Consider the following 14,960-nt stretch of genomic DNA (forward strand, 5'->3'; position numbering starts at 1 on the left):
CAAGGGAGGATACGAGAATGACCGAGTTGACCCGCCGCGGCCTCGGACGCGCGGCCCTGGCCGGTGCCCTGACCGCGAGCGCCTTTCCGGCCATCGCCCAGGATTCGAACCCGATCCGCATCGGCTATTCCATGTCGCTCTCGGGCGGGCTCGCGGCCAATGGCCGCTCCGCCCTGCTCGCGCAGAGGATCTGGGCGGAGGACGTGAACGCCAGGGGCGGCCTGCTCGGCCGGCCCGTGCAGCTCGTCACCTATGACGACCAGAGCAATCCCGCCAATGTCCCGTCGCTCTATACGAAGCTGATCGATGTGGACAAGGTGGACATCGTCACCTCGCCCTATGCGACGGCGATGATCGCGCCCTCCATGCCCGTCGTCATGCAGCGCGGGATGACCTATGTCTCGCTCTTCGGCGCGGGCGTGAACGAGCGGCTGAAGTACAACCGCTACTTCAGCATGAACGTCACCGGGGACGACATCAAGGGCACCTATGCCCGCGGCTTCCTCGAATGCACCAAGATGCTCCCCAACCCGCCGCGCACCATCTCCATCCTCGCGGTGGACAACGACTTCGCGCAGCGCGCGGCCGAAAGCGTGCGGACGCTGGCGCGCGAATACGGGCTGCGCATCGTCTATGACCGTTCCTACCCGCCGAGCACGGTGGACTTCACCCCGACCGTCCGTGCCATCCAGGCGGCCCGGCCGGATGTGGTCTTCTTCGCCTCCTACCCGCCGGATTCCAACGGCATTCTGCGCGCGGTGAGCGAGCTGCGGATGACCGCTGCGCTGTTCGGCGGCGGCATGATCGGGCCGCAGATCGCGGCGGTGCAGGCGCAGCTCGGCCCCATCCTGAACAACCTGGTGAACTGGGACGTCTACTCGCCCGAACCCACCATGAAATTCCCGGGCGTGGACGCCTTCCAGGAGAAGTACCGTGCCCGCGCACCGCAGGAGCAGACGGACGTGCTGGGCAACTACCTGCAGCCCTATGCCTATGCGCAGATGCAGGTGGTGGAACAGGCGCTGGCCCGCACCGGCAAGGTGGACCAGGCGGCGCTGGCCGAGGACATGCGCGCCAACAGCTTCGGCACCATCGTCGGCGACATCAGGTTCAGTGCCCTCGGCGAATGGGCGAAGGAGCGGAACCTCTTCGTCCAGTTCCAGAACATCACCGATGGCGACCTGGAGAAGTACAGGAAGCCGGGCACCAAGGTGATCCTCTACCCGCCGGAGCTGAAATCGGGCTCGCTGAAGACCCCCTACGGCGCGCCGGCCTGAGGCCGGGATGGATCCCACCGTCTCGCTGCTGCTGAACGGGATCGTCAGCGGGTTGCTGCTCGGCGGCCTCTACGCCGCCGCGGCCTCCGGCCTCGCGGTCTCCTTCGGCATGCTGGACATCGTCAACATCGCGCATCCCGCGCTGATGGTGGCGGGTGGCTTCGCCGTCATCCTCATCGGCACCGCGCTAGGGCTCGACCCGCTGCTCGTGGCGGTGCTGCAGGCGCCGGTCTTCTACCTGCTCGGGACGGGGATCTACCGCGCCTACAACCACTTCTTCGAGCGCCGTGGCGACGAGGCGCTGCAGGGCCTCGCCTTCTTCTTCGGCGTCATGTTCATCATCGAGGTCGGGCTGGTGATGCTGTTCGGGCCGGAGCAGCGCTTCCTCGATCCCGACTACGCCTTCGTCACCTGGCGCCTCGGCGAGATCGACGTGCCGCTGCGCATGCTGGCCCCGGCCCTGCTGGCCATGGCGGCGATCGGCGCGCTCTGGCTCTTCCTGACGCGCAGCTTCACCGGCCTCGCCATCGCCGCCGTGGCGCAGGACCCGGAGGCGCTGCGGCTGATGGCGGTGGATCCGGTGCGCATCAAGCGCATGGCCTTCGGCATCTCGGTCGCGCTGGCCGCGGTCGCGGGCGGCGCCCTGGTGGTGGTGCAGCCGATCGATCCTTCCTCCCACCATGTCTTCATCGGGCGGGTCTTCGCCATCTGCATCATGGGCGGCATGGCGAGCCTCTCGGGCGCCGTCATGGCCGCCTTCCTCTTTGGCGTGGTGGAAAACGTGACGGCCACCTTCTACGGCCCCTCCTGGTCGCCGGCGGTCGCCTTCGGCTGGCTGCTGCTGGTGCTGGCGGTGCGGCCACAGGGCCTGTTCGGGAGGGCCGCATGAGCGCGACGACACTCCCCGCCCCCGCCATGCCGACAGCGCGCCTGCACCTCTCCTACTGGCTCGGCGCCGGCGCGCTGGCCGTGGCGCTGATTCTCCTGCTGCGGCTGATCGGCAACGAGTATGGCTGGTATGCCGGCTATTTCGTGTTGCAATACGTGGTGCTGGCCGCCGCCTGGAACATCCTGGGCGGCTATGCGGGGTATGTGAATTTCGGCGCGGCCGGCTTCATGGCGACCGGCTCCTACACCACCATCGTGCTCTACGAGGCGCTGGGCCTGGGCGTGATCCCGGGCATCCTCGGCGCCGCCGTGGTCGCGGGGCTTCTGGGCCTCGGCACCGGCTATCTCACGCTGCGGCTGCGCGGGGTCTATTTCTCCATCGCCACGCTCAGCCTCTCGGTCGTGCTCCAGACCATCGTGGTGAACTGGGACTATGTCGGCGGCTCGCGCGGCGCCTACATCATCCGGCCGATGGAGGTGCCGCCCTTCGCCAGCTATGGCGAGTACATCTTCGTCGTCATGCTGGTCCTCGCGGTCATCGCCGTCGGCATCGGGCGGACGGTGGAGTTCTCACGTCTCGGCCGGGGGCTCCAGGCGATCCGGGACAATGAGCGGGCGGCGGAGGCGGTGGGCGTGCCGACGCTCCGCCTCAAGCTCATCGCCACCACCCTGTCCGGCGCGCTGATGGGCGTGGCCGGCGCGCCGCTGCCCTTCTATGCCGGCTACCTGAACCCGGAAGGCGCCTTCAACCTGGCCTATGCGGTGAACGCCATCGCCATGCCGCTGATCGGCGGCGCGGGCACCTGGCTCGGCCCCGTCATCGGCGCGGTGCTGCTGGCGACGCTGCAGCAGGCGGCGACGGTGACCATCTCCTCCGCCCTCAACCTCTGGATCGTCGGCTGGATGCTGGTGATCTTCGTCGCGCTCTTCCCGCGCGGCATCCTCGGCTGGTTCCGCAGGCGATGAGCGGCGGGATCCTCCTGCGCGCCGAGCGTGTCGGCAAGCGCTTCGGCGGCTTCGTGGCCTTGCAGGACATCGACCTCGAGCTGCGCGCGGGCGAGCGGCTGGGGCTGATCGGCCCCAACGGCTCCGGCAAGAGCACCTTCGTCAATTGCATCAGCGGGGACTTCGCCGCCCATGACGGGCAGGTGACGCTGGGCGGGCAGAAGCTGGACGGGCTGAAGCCGCATCGCCGCGCGCGGCTCGGTCTCGCCCGCACCTTCCAGCTTCCGCAACCCTTCACCAGCCTGACGGTGCTGGAGAATGTGCGCGTGCCGCTGCTGTTCGCCGGGGAAGCCGCGAATGCCACGCGGCGCGCAATGGAATGCCTGGAACAGGTGGAGCTCGCCGCCAAGGCGGACAAGCTGCCGCGCGAACTGACCCAGGTGGAGCAGCGCCGGCTGGAGCTCGCCCGCGCCATCGCGCTGCGCCCGCAATTGCTGATCGCCGACGAGGCGATGGCCGGCCTCTCCCATGCCGAGGTGGACCAGATCCTCGCCCTGCTGCGCCGGCTGAACGCCGCCGGCACGGCGGTGATCATGATCGAGCACATCATGCGCGCGGTGACCGAATTCTCCGAGCGGCTGATCGTCTTCGTCGCCGGACGCAAGATCGCGGATGGGGCGCCGCGGGAGGTGCTGGCGCTGCCAGAGGTGGAGGGAGCCTATCTTGGCAGGCAGTAGCGCGCTGGAGATCCGCGGCATCGATGCCGGCTATGGCGCGGTGCGGGTGCTGGAGGATGTCTCGCTGACCGTCCCGGCGGGGGAGACGGTGGTGCTGCTCGGCACCAACGGCAATGGCAAGTCCACGCTGATGCGCAGCATCATGGGCCAGGTGCGGCCCAGCGCGGGCACGGTGCGGGCGGTGCTGGACGGCAGGCCGGTGGACCTCGCCGGCCTCTCGCCGGAGCAGGTGGTGTCCCTGGGCATCGTCCTGGTGCCGGAGGGGCGGCGGCTCTTCCCGCGCCTGACGGTCGAGCAGAATCTTCGCCTCGGCGCCTATCGCCCGGCGGCGCGGGAGAGGCTGGCGGAGAACCTGGCCCTCTGCTTCGAGATGTTCCCGCGCCTCGCCGAACGCCGCGCCCAGCTCGTCGGCAGCATGAGCGGGGGCGAGCAGCAGATGGTGGCGCTGGCCCGCGCGGTGATGTCGGCGCCGCGCATCCTGCTGGTGGATGAGCCCTCGGTCGGCCTCGCCCCCATCCTCGTCTCCCGCACCATGGAGATGATCGCGGAAATGAAGGCGAGGCTTGGTCTGACGGTGCTGATGGCGGAGCAGAATTTCCACCAGGCCGTTCGCATCGCCGACCGCGGCTATGTCATCGTCCATGGCAGGATGGCGTTCGAAGGCGGCTCGGCGGCCGCCCTGCAGGACAACGAGCTGGTGCGGAAGGTGTATCTCGGCCTGTAGCCTCATGGGTTCCAGGGGGCTGGACGCATGCGTCCAGCCCGCCTCTGCCGGAGGGGGTGCGGGGGAGGCAGGGCCCCCCGGCCTATTCCGGCGGCATCGCCCAGGCCAGCGCCTCGTGCCCCGGCGCGTAGAGGGTGTTCGTCGTCGCCGGGTTGCGGTTCACCAGCTTGCGCATGAAGAGCGGATGGGTGGTGGAGCGGCACTCGTGCTCCACCTCGAACAGCAGCGAGCCGGTCGCGGGGTCGACGATCCTGATGAAGCGGTACTGGTGCTGGCTGTCTTCCTGGCTGATCAGCCCGCGCTCCGCCAGCCTCGCATGCACGCCGCCGAAATCGACGAAGGCGAGCTGGATGTGGTGGCCGTCATAGGCGGGCTGGGGCGCGTCGGTTTCCCGGAAGGTCAGGACCTGCCCTGGTGCGACCAGCACCTTCGCCACGCCGTCCTCGATGGCGGCCGGCGCCGCCACGATCTCCCGGTAGAAGCGGGTGATGCCGTCCAGGGTGCCGGGTGCGACGTCGAATTCGACATAGGGCATGCCGAGGACGATGCGGCCGAAGCGCCCGGCATCCGGCGCATGGCAGCGGATGCGGTTGCCCCAGGGGCAGGTGACCGCGACATGGTCCTCCTGCTCCTCGAAGGCGTAGCGCGTGCCGTCCAGCCAGCGGCGGGCGCCCTGCAGGCGGTGCAGCAATTGCTCGCGGTTCGGCAGCACCAGGCCGACGGTGCCGCGCAGCACCTGCGCCGGGCCGGTCGGCAGGTGGAACTGGCTGACCCCGACATTGGCCCACATGTTCTCGATGCCCGTCACCAAGTACGGGTCGCGCGTGAGGCCGAGGGCGGAGATGTAGAAGGCGGTGGCCTTGAGCTGGTCCGGCACGCGCAGGTTGACGTGCTGCAGCTCCACCGAATTGCCGAGCGATTCCGTGGCGCGAGTCCAGGGGCACTCGACCTTGCTCATGCCGTCCATTCTCGGTTCCTTTGTCCTTGGTGGCGGAGGGGTGCGCCGCCCCTCCGCCGGCGAGTTTTGCCGTCAGGCTCGCATGGCGGGCGGCGGGGCGTAAAGGGCCGGGCGGCCCGAGGAACATGGCCCCCGGGCCGGGTCGCATCATGTCGACCCGCACAAATGCTGACGCATTTCTGCGGCCTCAGTCGCCGGCGCCGCTCTGCGGCTTGGCTACGCGCCACCTGGCGCGGCGCCCATTCGGGCGCTCAGCCGCCGATGGCGGCTGCAGGCCCAGGACTTATGCGGGCGGGTATCAGTCGGCGTACTGGCCGGCGGCCTGGATGATCGGCTTCCACTTGGCGATGTCGGCCATCCAGAACTGGCGATGCGCCTCGGGCGTCGCCCTCTCCTGCGCCACCGGGGTGGTGCCGAGCTCGGCGAAGCGGGAGACCAGCCGCGGGTCGCGCAGCGCCACCTGCAGGGCCTGGGAGAGGCGCTGCGTCACCGCCGCCGGGGTGCCCTTCGGCGCGTAGAGGCCGTGCCAGACCGAGACCTGGAAGTCCGGCAGGCCGCCCTCGGTCGAGGTCGGGACATCCGGCAGCGCGGCCAGCCGCTCCGGCGTCGTCACCGTGAAGACCTTCACCTCGCCGGCCTTGATCTGCTCGGTGGTGTTGGTGGTCTGGTCGCACAGCAGGTCCACGCGGCCGGAGAGCAGTTCCTGCATCGCCGGGGCGGTGCCGCGGAAGGGCACCGTGGTCATGGCGGTGTCCACCGACTTCATCAGCAGCAGGCCGCAGAGATGGCTGGCCGCGCCGATGCCGGCATTGGCGTAGTTGAGCTTGTCCTTCTCCCGCCGGATGACCGCGACGGCTTCCTGCAGGGTGTTGGCCGGGAAGTCCTTGCGGGCCACCAGGGTCATCGGCACCTCGGTGACCAGGCCGACGGTCTCGAAGCCGTTCACCGGATCATAGGCCAGGCGGCGATAGAGGGTCGGCGCGGTCGCCATGCCGATGTGATGGAGCAGCAGGGTGTAGCCGTCCGGGCGGGCATTGGCGACGCGCTGGGCGCCGATGGTGCCGCCGGCACCGCCGGCATTCTCCACCACCACGGTCTGGCCGAGTTCTCGGCCCATCGCCTCCGCCACCAGGCGGGCGACCGTGTCGGTCGGGCCGCCCGCGGCGAAGGGCACGATCATGGTGATGGTGCGGCCGGGGAATTGCTGCGCGGCGGCCGGCCCGGCGGCCAGGGGGGCGGACAGGGCGGCGAGCGCGAGGAGCGCGCGCCGGGCGAAACGTGGCATGAAGTCCTCCTGCAAGCGTGGGTGGGCGCGACGCTGCGGCGCGGCAGGTCGTCCCGGCGTGATGGGCTGTCAGGCCTCCAACGCAGTGGTCAGCGATCCCCCGCAAAGTATCAACCAGTTTTGTGGAAGATGCGGGCCGAAATTTCTTGACCGACCGCTCCGGAAGCTCCGGGACAGGACCATCCTCCTGCCACCCCACCCAACGCCGCGCCCCTTACTCCGGCTGCACCCCCGCAGCGCGCAGCAGGGCCACGCCGCTGCGCATCTCCTCCTGCAGCCAGGCCATGATCTGGGCCGGGGTCCCGATCTCCGGCACCGGCTGCACGCCAAGCTCGGCCAGCCGCGCCGCCGCCCGCTGCTGCGCCCCGGCAAAGGCGGCCTGCAGGGCGGCGATCGCCGCCGGCGGGGTGCGCGCGGGGGCCAGCGCCACCAGCCAGGCCTCCGCCCGGAAATCCGGCTGGCCTGCCTCGGCCGCGGTCGGCACATCCGGCAGGCTCGCCACCCGCTGCGGCCCGGCGATGGCCAGCGCCCGCACGCTGCCGCCGCGGATCTGGCCGAGGGCGGAGGGGATCGGATCCACGGTGAAGATCGCCTCGCCGGTGATCACCGCCTGCATGGCCGGCCCGCCGCCGCGGTAGTGCACCGGCTGGATGTCCGCGCGGGTCGCGGCGCGGAAGACCTCGCCGGCCACATGCACCGCGCTGCCGATGCCGGCGCTGGCGAAGTGGTGCCGGCCCGGCTCCGCCCGCAGCTTCGCCACCAGCCCGGCCAGGTCCCGCACCTCCAGCCGCGGGTTCACCACCAGCACCTGCGGGATGCGGCCGAGATGGAAGACGCCGGCGAAATCGCCGATCGGGTCATAGGGCAGCCGCGCCACCAGCGCCGGCGCGATGGCATGGGCGTTGCTGTGGATGAGGATGGTGTGGCCGTCCGGCGTGGATTTCGCCACGGCATCCACGCCCACCAGCCCGCCCGCGCCGCCCGGCCGGTTCTCCACCACCACCGGCTGGCCGAGCAGCGCCGAGGCATGCTCCGCCAGCACCCGCGCCACCACATCGGTCGTGCCGCCCGGGGAGAAGGGGACGATGGCGCGGACCGGCCGGTCCGGCGCCCAGCGCGGGGCGTCCGAGGGGGCGTTCTGCGCCCGGGCCGCCACCGGCAGGGCGGCGGCGAGGGCGAGGAGGCTGCGGCGATGCGGCATGGTGACGTTTGGCTCCCGGAATTGGGCCCTTAGATGGAGGTGCCGGTGCCGGCCGTCCAGCCGCCCGCGCCCGGTTGCGCGCATCGCGGCGGCACCGCACCATCCCGCCCCTGTCGCCTTCCGGGAGACCTCCATGCAGCGCTTCGAGCTCGCCTTCCTCTCCACCACCATCGGCGCCGCGCCCAAGGCCGCGCCGGCGATCGAGGCCTGGGCGAAGGAGGGCAAGGGCAGGCTCCTTGCCGTCTGGTCCTCCGAGGTGGGCCTGCTCAACCAGATCCTGGTGCTGCGCGGCTTCGCCGATGATGCGGAGATGGCGGCCGAGCGCACCCGGGCGCTGCGGAGCAGCAGCCCCTTCGGCTGCGCCGAGTGGCTGACCGGCCTGTCCATGGACGGCTATGCCCCCTTCCCCTTCATCCCGCCGGTGCCGGAGGGCGGCGAGCTCGGCCCGGTCTATGAGGTGCGGAGCTACATCCTGAAGACCGGCGGCCTGGTGCCCACCATGGCGGCCTGGCAGGAGCAATTGCCGGCGCGGCTCAAGCTCTCGTCGTTGGTCGTCGCCATGCATGCCGTGGATGGCCCGCCGCGCTTCACCCATATCTGGGCCTACAAGTCGATGAACGACCGGCTGGCAATCCGCGCCGACGCCATCGCGCGCGGCATCTGGCCGCCGAAGGGCGGGCCGGACTGCCTGGCCGAGATGCGCAACACGATCTGCCTGCCCACCGCCGTCTCCCCGCTGAAATAGGGGCCATGGAGCCCGTCCTCTCCCTCGCGCATCTCACCGTGCTGGACCTGCCGCCGCCCGCGGTGGTCCGGGTGGCGGCCGCGGCGGGCTGCCGCGCGGCGGGGCTCCGGCTGCTGCCCGTGGCGCCGGGCGCGGCGGGCTATCCGCTGCACGAGGAGCCGGCGCTGCTGCGGGAGACTCTGGCCGCGATGGCGGAGACGGGTGTCGCGGTCACCGACCTCGAGATCGTCACGCTGCGGCCGGAGACGCGCATCGACGGGTTCCTGCCTTTCCTTGAGGCCGGCGCGCGGCTCGGGGCGCGGCATGTGCTGGTGGCGGGCTACGACCCGGAGGAGGCGCGGCTGACGGCGACATTCGCTGCCTTCTGCGAGGCGGCCGCCCCCTTCGGGCTGACCGGCGACCTGGAATTCATGCCCTGGACGGATGTGCCGGACCTCGTGGCGGCAATCCGGGTGGTGCGCAGGGCGGCGCAGCCGAATGGCGGCATCCTGGTGGATGCGCTGCATCTCGACCGTTCGCGGAGCCGGGTCGAGGACCTCGCCACCGTGCCGCGCGATTGGCTGCACTACTGGCAGCTCTGCGACGCCCCGGCGGAGCGGCCGGCGACGACCGAGGGGCTGCTGCATACGGCGCGGGCGGACCGGCTGTTTCCCGGCGAGGGCGGGCTGGACCTGGCAGCGCTGGTGCGCGCCATGCCGCCGGACATCCCGGTGAGCCTGGAGATCCCGACGCTGGAGCTGGCGAAGACGGTGGGGCCGGAGGAGCGGGTCAGGCGCGCGATGGCGGCGGCCAGGCGCGTGATCGCGGCGGCACGCCGGTGACCGGCGGGGGCCATCCCCGCCGTCCTCTCACCAAGCTGCATGCCGGTCTGGTGAGGATGGACCGGCGCATGCAGGGCCGCACCTGAAGAATTCAGGGGCAGCCCAGGGGCAGCCGTGTCGGACGGGAAGCGGCTGCAGAGACATGGTGCCCGGGTATCAATTCCACCCGTGCATGGGGCAGCTTACCGCTCGGAACGACCCATCAACTCCCTGACAGCCAGGACGAGTCTGGACGGACCGAAGGGCTTCGGCAGAAAGCGCTCGTTCTCCTCGAAGGTCCTGTCGCCGACATAGCCGGGGTTGCCGGTCATGATCACCACGCCCGTCGACGGCCAGCGACGATGCACCTCCTCGGCAAGGCAGAGACCGTCCATGCCGGACCCGAGATTCACGTCGGTCACGACCACACCTGGTGCCTTCGCCGTTCCGGCGATTTCCAGCGCATCCTCTGCGGAGACGGCCTCGACCACCTGCAGGCCGTCTTCCATCAGATTCTCCGACACGATCTCCCGAACCAGAGGTTCGTCATCGACGATCAGCACATCCATTCCCGGCTGCTCCTGCCCCTTGTGTCACCCGCCGCCTCGTCAAGGCGTGGAAACACTACGAATCATGGACACGCGGGTTTGTGGCGCTGGCGGACGGAGCTTCGCCTTTCCGTCCGCCGCATGATCGGGTGGGGAGCTTAGAAACGGGTGCAGGCAAGCCCTGGAGGGGCTTGAAGACATTCATGCACTACCACCATCCCGGCATGCTCTGGCTGGGGCATTCTGCGGCAGCGAAGTCGCCGCCGCGGACCATTATTCCTGGAAAGGTTACTGTTGTCCGCTCAGCCAGGTGTGGCGCCACACGTTCCGCTGGGACCGGGGCCTCAGCTGCTCCTGGTCCAGGAAGGACGGCCGCTCGTCAGGGGAAGACCGGGCGGCCGTCTTGCCGTGAAGCAGATGGCCAAGATCCTCGCATGGCTCATCCCAGCGGCATGAAGGGTCCATTCATGCCGGACGCCCGGACGGGCGCCTTGCCAGTGTGGCGCCGCCAGGCTTTGCCGAGCAAACCGCCCGGCGATGGAGAGGGGCGATTGATGGGGCAGCATCAACCACCGCTGGCGTCAATCCGGACCTTGCGGCAGCAAACGCGAAGGCCCGAGAGGGACCATATGCCCCGATAGCTTTCGTGGCCGAGGCTGCTGCCGGACGGGGCGGCAACCGGCCCCTGGGCGGTGCTGCGGACAGGCCGTCATCCCTTGGCCGCCTGGGCGTCCGGCCCACGATCCTGTAGAGCCCACCGTCATGCCAGACCTGACCCAACTCGCCCTGTACTTCGCCGCGGCTTTCGTGCTCGCCGTCACGCCCGGTCCGGGCATCTTCTACGTCGCTGCGCGCACGCTCGCCGGTGGCCGCGCGGAAGGCGTGGCCTCCAGCTTCGGCACCGGGCTGGGCGGCATGGTCCATGTCCTCGCCGGCAGCCTGGGCGTCTCCGCCCTCGTGCTCGCCAGCGCGGAATTGTTCACCGCGCTGAAGCTGATCGGTGCGGCCTATCTGGTCTGGCTCGGCCTTCGCACCTTCCAGTCCGCGCGCCGGGATGCCTCGACGGTCCTGCATGGCGGGGCCGCGGCACCGCCGATCGGACCACGGCGGGCGTTCCGGGAAGGCGTGCTGGTCGAGGCGCTGAACCCGAAGACGGCTGCCTTCTTCCTGGCCTTCGTCCCGCAATTCGTGGACCCGGCCCAGGGCCAGGTTGCCCTGCAATTCGTGGCGCTCGGCTTCGTCTCGGTGGCGCTCAACACGCTCGCCGATATCGTGGTCGCCTTCGCGGCGGGCGGCATCCGGGACGGCGCGGCGGCGCGTCCCGCCCTGATCCGTCGCCTGCGGGAGGCATCTGGGGCCGCGATGATCGCGCTCGGCATCGGCCTCGCCCTGGCAAGGCGCCCCGCCCCCTGATCGCCGCGCCGCGCCGCTTCCGGGATCGGAAGTCGGGGGTCCGCTCCGGACCGGAAGCACCCCCTGCGGCTGCGTTCCGGAGGCAGCCGCTACGCCCGCATCAGCACCCGCACGTGCGCTGCCGTGCTGTGCGCCAGCGCGTCCAGGTCGTAGCCGCCCTCCAGCAGGCTGACGACCTTGCCCTCGCAGTGCTTCTCCGCCAGGGCGCAGAGCTCCGCCGTCAGCCAGGCGAAATCCGCCTCCCGCACCCGGAGCTGCGCCAGCGGGTCGCGGGCATGCGCATCGAAGCCGGCGGAGATGACGATGAGGCCCGGCGCGAAGCCGTCCACCGCGGGCAGGAGCCTGCCAGCCCAGGCCTCCCGGAAGGCGGCGCCATCGGCGCCCGGCGGCAAGGTCGCATTGAAGACATTGCCTACACCCTTCTCCCGCACATCGCCGGTGCCGGGATAGAGCGGCCATTGATGGGAGGAGGCGTAGAGGATGCTCGGGTCGCCCTCCACGCAGGCCTGGCTGCCATTGCCGTGGTGGACGTCGAAATCGATGATGGCCACGCGCCCCACGCCATGCTCGACCTGGGCCTGCCGGGCCGCCACCACGGCATTGGCGAAGAAGCAGAAGCCCATGGGCCGCGACGGCTCGGCATGGTGGCCGGGCGGGCGCGTCGCGCAGAAGGCGCGCCGCACCTCGCCCTTCATCACCGCATCCACCGCGGCCACCGCGGCGCCGGCGCTGCGCAGCGCGGCCTCGGCGCTCCCATGGCTCATGATGGTGTCGCCATCCAGCGGCACGCTCTCCCCCGCCGGCGGGCGGATGCCGAGGATGGCCTCCACGTAGTTCCTGGGATGGACGCGGCAGAGCTGCTCCACCGTCGCCTCCGGCGCCTGGTCGCGGATCAGCTCGGCGAAGTCTTCCTGGTCGAGCGCCTTGAGCACCGCGCGCAGCCGGTCCGGGCATTCCGGGTGGTAGTCGCCCGGGTCATGCAGCAGGCAGGCCCGGTGGGTCAGCAGCAGGGTGCTCATGCCGGCTCGGCCCTCTTCCTCAGGACATAGCGATAGACGCCATCCGCTTCCGCGAAGGAGACCAGCTCATGCCCCGTCTCCTGGCAGAAGGCGGCGAAATCCTTCACGCTGGCCGGGTCGGTGGCCAGCACGGTCAGCCGCGCGCCGGGCGGCAGGCCGCGCAGCGCCTTGTTGGCCTTGAGGACGGGAAGCGGGCAGGAGAGGCCCTGCACGTCGAGCAGCGTTTCCGACATTCCGGATAGTCCAGCACCCGCGCCGGGCCGCCGCAAGGCTTGCCTTGCGCCCGCCCGGCCAGCACCTTCGGCGCATGTGGCGCATCGGCATCGACCTCGGCGGGACCAAGACGGAGATCGCGGCGCTGGACCGCGCGGGGGCGGTCCGGCTGCGCCGCCGGGCGCCGACGCCACCGGACTATGCCGGGGTGATCGGCCTGATCGGCAGCCTGGTGGAGGCGGCGGAGGCGGAGCTGGGCGGGCCGGGCACGGTGGGTGTCGGCATCCCCGGCAGCCTCTCCCCCGCCACCGGGCTGGTCCGGGGCGCGAATTCCACCTGGCTGAACGGCGGAAGGCTGGACGCGGATCTCGCGGCCCGGCTGGGAAGACCGGTGCGAATCAGCAATGACGCCAATTGCCTGGCGATGAGCGAGGCGGCGGACGGCGCCGGGGCGGGGTATGGCCCAGGGGCGGTGGTCTTCGCCGTCATCCTCGGCACCGGCGTCGGGGCCGGGGTCGTGACCGGCGGGCGCATCCTGGAAGGGCGCAACCGCATCGCCGGGGAATGGAGCCACAACCCGCTGCCCTGGATGACCGCCGCGGAGCATCCGGGCCCGCGCTGCTGGTGCGGCCGGCATGGCTGCATCGAGACATTCCTCTGCGGCCCGGCGCTGGCCGCCGATGCGGATGGCCCCGGCGCGCGGGATGCCAGCGGCCTCCCGGCCCGCGCCGCGGCGGGGGAGGCGCGCGCCGCCGCCGCCCTGGCCCGCCATGCCGACCGGCTGGCGCGGGCGCTGGCGCATGTGATCAACATCCTGGATCCGGACTGCATCCTGCTGGCGGGGGGCCTGTCGAACATGGCGCACCTGTACCGCGAGGTTCCGGCCCGCTGGCGGGACTTCGTCTTCAGCGACACGGTGACGACGCCGCTGCTGCGCGCCCGGCATGGCGACAGTTCCGGCGTGCTGGGGGCCGCGCGGCTCTGGGACGCACCGGCATGAGCGAGGTCTCGCGCGGGCTGCTGCCCGGCCTGCTCTATGGCCTGCTCGCCTTCCTCGCCGGCGCCGTGCTCGGCCCGATCCGGGAACTGGTTCTGGCGCCCGTCATCGGCGGCCTGCAGGCGGCGCTGATCGAGGGGGCGGTGATGGCCGTCGCGCTCTTTCTCGTCGCCCGCCTCGCCGCGCGCCGCCTGCCGCCCCATGCCGGGCGCGAGCCGCGGGCGGGCATGGCGGCCATGGGCCTGATGGTGGTGCTGGCGGCGGAGGCCGCGCTCGGCGCCGCGCTGGATGCTTCCGGCCTTTCGGCCGAGCGCGCGGTGCGCAGCGGGGCGGAACAGGCGGTGGGCCTGGTGCTGCTCGGCTGGCTGGCGGTGCTGCCCTTCCGGGTGCGGCGGGAGGGCTGAGTGCCCGCCCTCTGCCGCGACTGCTTTTCCGCCGCCCTCCCTGCGGCGCGGCCGGGCTGCCCGGCCTGCGGCTCCCGCCGCATCCTCCGGCATGAAGAGCTTTTCACCCTGACCGTCGCGCATGTGGACTGCGACGCCTTCTCTGCGAGCGTCGAGAAGGGATGTGCGAGAAGCTGGCGTACCGGCTGAAGGAGAAGGAGCCAGCCGCCACCGGCATCGTCCTCAAGCTGAAGACCGCGGGCTTCGCCCAGCGCACACGCGCGGCGCGCCTGCCCTCCCCCACCCGGCTGCCGGAGACGTTGTTCGTCGCGGCGCGGCCGCCCTTGGCAAAGGAGGCAGACGGCACCGCCTTCCGCCTCATCGGCATCGGCGCCCAGCCCCTGGCGCCGGCGGCAGCGGCGGATCGCGGCGACCTGGCCGACCCCAAGGCGCCGCGGCGCGCCGCGCGCTGGCAGGCGGCGGAGGCGCTGCGGGCAAGATTCGGCGAGGCGGCGGTCGGGCTGGGACGGGGGATGAAACCACACTGAGGGCTTTCCCGGGACGGTCACGCAACCCCGCCCTCCATTTCGCCGTTGGGATGGCTCCCCCCAGGAGAGCCGACCGATGTTCCTGCGCGTCAACAAGTTGCAGACGGAACTGCCCGCGCCCAAGCGCCGCGACCCCAATGCCGCCGCCGCGTTGCAGGAACTGCTCGGCGGCAAGTACGGGGAGATGTCGACGCTCGGCAACTACCTGTTCCAGAGCTTCAACTTCCGCAGCAAGACCAAGCTTGCCTCCTTCTACAGCCTGGTCGCCTGCATCACTGC

The 14,960-nt window shown here is 71.0% G+C and carries 18 protein-coding genes; 12 read left to right on the forward strand and 6 right to left on the reverse strand.

Annotated features, from left to right (window positions below; translation table 11 throughout):
- The first annotated feature begins 17 nt into the window (after positions 1–17).
- The 5 genes from LHA35_RS09615 to LHA35_RS09635 are packed head-to-tail and all read left to right on the forward strand — an operon-like array spanning position 18 to position 4,571.
- Positions 18–1,277, forward strand: coding sequence for an amino acid ABC transporter substrate-binding protein (locus tag LHA35_RS09615; protein ID WP_226607561.1), 1,260 nt, complete (start codon positions 18–20; stop codon positions 1,275–1,277).
- Between the two features lie 7 nt (positions 1,278–1,284).
- Positions 1,285–2,166: a branched-chain amino acid ABC transporter permease gene (locus tag LHA35_RS09620; RefSeq protein WP_226607564.1), complete on the forward strand. Its 882-nt coding sequence runs from the start codon at positions 1,285–1,287 to the stop codon at positions 2,164–2,166.
- Positions 2,163–3,131 (forward strand): branched-chain amino acid ABC transporter permease, encoded by a 969-nt coding sequence (locus LHA35_RS09625; RefSeq protein WP_226607567.1) that lies wholly within the window; start codon positions 2,163–2,165, stop codon positions 3,129–3,131. Before LHA35_RS09620 ends, LHA35_RS09625 begins: the two co-directional genes overlap by 4 nt.
- On the forward strand, positions 3,128–3,847 hold the full coding sequence (locus LHA35_RS09630) for an ABC transporter ATP-binding protein (protein WP_226607570.1): 720 nt from the start codon (positions 3,128–3,130) through the stop codon (positions 3,845–3,847). The genes LHA35_RS09625 and LHA35_RS09630 overlap by 4 nt, the downstream gene beginning before the upstream one ends.
- Positions 3,834–4,571, forward strand: coding sequence for an ABC transporter ATP-binding protein (locus LHA35_RS09635; protein WP_226607574.1), 738 nt, complete (start codon positions 3,834–3,836; stop codon positions 4,569–4,571). The genes LHA35_RS09630 and LHA35_RS09635 overlap by 14 nt, the downstream gene beginning before the upstream one ends.
- Positions 4,572–4,653: 82 nt before the next feature.
- On the opposite strand, the gene LHA35_RS09640 is transcribed toward LHA35_RS09635, so the two are convergent.
- From LHA35_RS09640 to LHA35_RS09650, 3 genes are all read right to left on the reverse strand, one after another.
- Positions 4,654–5,538, reverse strand: a complete 885-nt coding sequence (locus LHA35_RS09640; RefSeq protein WP_226607576.1) for a VOC family protein — start codon at positions 5,536–5,538, stop codon at positions 4,654–4,656.
- 289 nt (positions 5,539–5,827) lie between these two features.
- Entirely contained in the window at positions 5,828–6,814 is a 987-nt protein-coding gene (locus LHA35_RS09645; RefSeq protein WP_226607578.1) for a tripartite tricarboxylate transporter substrate-binding protein, read from the reverse strand.
- Between the two features lie 214 nt (positions 6,815–7,028).
- Entirely contained in the window at positions 7,029–8,015 is a 987-nt protein-coding gene (locus LHA35_RS09650) for a Bug family tripartite tricarboxylate transporter substrate binding protein (RefSeq protein WP_226607580.1), read from the reverse strand.
- Between the two features lie 133 nt (positions 8,016–8,148).
- On the opposite strand from LHA35_RS09650, the gene LHA35_RS09655 reads away from it, so the two are divergent.
- Together LHA35_RS09655 and LHA35_RS09660 are read left to right on the forward strand one after the other, a co-directional pair.
- Positions 8,149–8,760 (forward strand): NIPSNAP family protein, encoded by a 612-nt coding sequence (locus LHA35_RS09655; protein WP_226607581.1) that lies wholly within the window; start codon positions 8,149–8,151, stop codon positions 8,758–8,760.
- Between the two features lie 5 nt (positions 8,761–8,765).
- Positions 8,766–9,581, forward strand: a complete 816-nt coding sequence (locus LHA35_RS09660) for a sugar phosphate isomerase/epimerase family protein (RefSeq protein WP_226607583.1) — start codon at positions 8,766–8,768, stop codon at positions 9,579–9,581.
- 182 nt (positions 9,582–9,763) lie between these two features.
- Here LHA35_RS09660 and LHA35_RS09665 read toward each other — a convergent pair whose 3' ends face one another.
- The gene (locus LHA35_RS09665) at positions 9,764–10,129 is read right to left on the reverse strand and encodes a response regulator (protein WP_226607585.1); all 366 of its coding nucleotides are present in this window, start codon (positions 10,127–10,129) and stop codon (positions 9,764–9,766) included.
- A gap of 741 nt (positions 10,130–10,870) precedes the next feature.
- Here LHA35_RS09665 and LHA35_RS09670 point away from each other — a divergent pair.
- The gene (locus LHA35_RS09670; protein WP_226607587.1) at positions 10,871–11,521 is read left to right on the forward strand and encodes a LysE family translocator; all 651 of its coding nucleotides are present in this window, start codon (positions 10,871–10,873) and stop codon (positions 11,519–11,521) included.
- Positions 11,522–11,610: 89 nt separating this feature from the next.
- Here the strand turns inward: LHA35_RS09670 and LHA35_RS09675 are convergent, their stop codons facing one another.
- Positions 11,611–12,540 carry a histone deacetylase family protein gene (locus tag LHA35_RS09675; protein WP_226607590.1) on the reverse strand — a complete coding sequence of 310 codons (930 nt, stop codon included), beginning with the start codon at positions 12,538–12,540 and terminating at the stop codon, positions 11,611–11,613.
- Positions 12,537–12,773, reverse strand: coding sequence for a sulfurtransferase TusA family protein (locus LHA35_RS09680; RefSeq protein WP_226607591.1), 237 nt, complete (start codon positions 12,771–12,773; stop codon positions 12,537–12,539). Before LHA35_RS09680 ends, LHA35_RS09675 begins: the two co-directional genes overlap by 4 nt.
- Positions 12,774–12,847: 74 nt before the next feature.
- On the opposite strand from LHA35_RS09680, the gene LHA35_RS09685 reads away from it, so the two are divergent.
- The 4 genes from LHA35_RS09685 to LHA35_RS09700 all read left to right on the forward strand — a co-directional run.
- Complete coding sequence (locus LHA35_RS09685) at positions 12,848–13,753, forward strand: ROK family protein (RefSeq protein WP_226607594.1); 906 nt, start codon at positions 12,848–12,850, stop codon at positions 13,751–13,753.
- The gene (locus LHA35_RS09690) at positions 13,750–14,154 is read left to right on the forward strand and encodes a hypothetical protein (protein WP_226607595.1); all 405 of its coding nucleotides are present in this window, start codon (positions 13,750–13,752) and stop codon (positions 14,152–14,154) included. Before LHA35_RS09685 ends, LHA35_RS09690 begins: the two co-directional genes overlap by 4 nt.
- A gap of 161 nt (positions 14,155–14,315) precedes the next feature.
- Positions 14,316–14,681, forward strand: a complete 366-nt coding sequence (locus tag LHA35_RS09695; protein WP_226607597.1) for a DinB/UmuC family translesion DNA polymerase — start codon at positions 14,316–14,318, stop codon at positions 14,679–14,681.
- A 76-nt stretch (positions 14,682–14,757) separates the two neighbouring features.
- A partial coding sequence (locus tag LHA35_RS09700) for a manganese catalase family protein (protein ID WP_226607599.1) occupies positions 14,758–14,960 on the forward strand: 203 nt, incomplete at its 3' end.

Origin of the sequence: Roseicella aerolata, from assembly GCF_020523605.1 — a bacterium.
Taxonomy (GTDB): domain Bacteria; phylum Pseudomonadota; class Alphaproteobacteria; order Acetobacterales; family Acetobacteraceae; genus Paracraurococcus; species Paracraurococcus aerolatus.

What these genes read in the sequence shown, in the direction of transcription:
- LHA35_RS09640 (WP_226607576.1), bottom strand. Translation starts at nt 5,538, where the DNA reads ATGGACGGCATGAGCAAGGTCGAGTGCCCCTGGACTCGCGCCACGGAA.
- LHA35_RS09645 (WP_226607578.1), bottom strand. Translation starts at nt 6,814, where the DNA reads ATGCCACGTTTCGCCCGGCGCGCGCTCCTCGCGCTCGCCGCCCTGTCC.
- LHA35_RS09685 (WP_226607594.1), top strand. Translation starts at nt 12,848, where the DNA reads ATGTGGCGCATCGGCATCGACCTCGGCGGGACCAAGACGGAGATCGCG.
- LHA35_RS09620 (WP_226607564.1), top strand. Translation starts at nt 1,285, where the DNA reads ATGGATCCCACCGTCTCGCTGCTGCTGAACGGGATCGTCAGCGGGTTG.
- LHA35_RS09690 (WP_226607595.1), top strand. Translation starts at nt 13,750, where the DNA reads ATGAGCGAGGTCTCGCGCGGGCTGCTGCCCGGCCTGCTCTATGGCCTG.
- LHA35_RS09675 (WP_226607590.1), bottom strand. Translation starts at nt 12,540, where the DNA reads ATGAGCACCCTGCTGCTGACCCACCGGGCCTGCCTGCTGCATGACCCG.
- LHA35_RS09660 (WP_226607583.1), top strand. Translation starts at nt 8,766, where the DNA reads ATGGAGCCCGTCCTCTCCCTCGCGCATCTCACCGTGCTGGACCTGCCG.
- LHA35_RS09630 (WP_226607570.1), top strand. Translation starts at nt 3,128, where the DNA reads ATGAGCGGCGGGATCCTCCTGCGCGCCGAGCGTGTCGGCAAGCGCTTC.
- LHA35_RS09670 (WP_226607587.1), top strand. Translation starts at nt 10,871, where the DNA reads ATGCCAGACCTGACCCAACTCGCCCTGTACTTCGCCGCGGCTTTCGTG.
- LHA35_RS09650 (WP_226607580.1), bottom strand. Translation starts at nt 8,015, where the DNA reads ATGCCGCATCGCCGCAGCCTCCTCGCCCTCGCCGCCGCCCTGCCGGTG.
- LHA35_RS09665 (WP_226607585.1), bottom strand. Translation starts at nt 10,129, where the DNA reads ATGGATGTGCTGATCGTCGATGACGAACCTCTGGTTCGGGAGATCGTG.
- LHA35_RS09615 (WP_226607561.1), top strand. Translation starts at nt 18, where the DNA reads ATGACCGAGTTGACCCGCCGCGGCCTCGGACGCGCGGCCCTGGCCGGT.
- LHA35_RS09655 (WP_226607581.1), top strand. Translation starts at nt 8,149, where the DNA reads ATGCAGCGCTTCGAGCTCGCCTTCCTCTCCACCACCATCGGCGCCGCG.
- LHA35_RS09625 (WP_226607567.1), top strand. Translation starts at nt 2,163, where the DNA reads ATGAGCGCGACGACACTCCCCGCCCCCGCCATGCCGACAGCGCGCCTG.
- LHA35_RS09695 (WP_226607597.1), top strand. Translation starts at nt 14,316, where the DNA reads ATGTGCGAGAAGCTGGCGTACCGGCTGAAGGAGAAGGAGCCAGCCGCC.
- LHA35_RS09680 (WP_226607591.1), bottom strand. Translation starts at nt 12,773, where the DNA reads ATGTCGGAAACGCTGCTCGACGTGCAGGGCCTCTCCTGCCCGCTTCCC.